At 48.9% G+C, this 571-nt stretch carries 1 protein-coding gene; it reads left to right on the top strand.

What is annotated here, in order from left to right:
* Positions 1–571 (top strand): site-specific integrase (locus ADINL_RS07175; RefSeq protein ID WP_152547640.1); only part of this gene is annotated, 571 nt, incomplete at both ends.

The following is a 571-nucleotide window of genomic DNA, read 5'->3' as shown; positions in this document are numbered from 1 at the left end:
ACTTCGACCGTTTCAGAGCAGTGCTGGATCATGGTTGTATACTCGGATGCTTGAGCAGTAATCCAGCAGCCTCAATCAAGATTCGCAAAATCAATGGACGATCAGGTACAGGGGCATCTATAGATGTAAGCCGAAAGCCATTTTCGGATCAGGATCTGATCAACATTCTAAATGGATATGTCTATCACGGAGCCTATACAGGGTGTAAGCGCCTGCTACTGGATGCTCACTACTGGGTGCCACTGATTGCACTCTATACCGGCATGCGGCTGGGAGAGATATGTCAGCTGCAAATATCAGACATTCATCTTGAGGGTATCACCTGGCATGGCCGGCATTTCACAACGCCCTATATTCAGGTCTGCGAAGAGCATAAGTCACAGCGCGTCAAAAACAAGAATGCCACCCGCAAGGTGCCGATTCATGACCGTCTCATTGAGATAGGCTTTTTGGATTATGTCCGAATGAGACAGGAAGAGGTAAACCAGCCCGATGATGCTCAACTGTTTGAGGGGATGCGCTATGAAGAGCATTCGAAATGGGGCCGTGTTATCGGGCGCTGGTTCAATGG

The organism is Nitrincola lacisaponensis (assembly GCF_000691225.1).
Lineage (GTDB): Bacteria > Pseudomonadota > Gammaproteobacteria > Pseudomonadales > Balneatricaceae > Nitrincola > Nitrincola lacisaponensis.
This window is presented reverse-complemented; position numbering and strand designations above follow the sequence as displayed.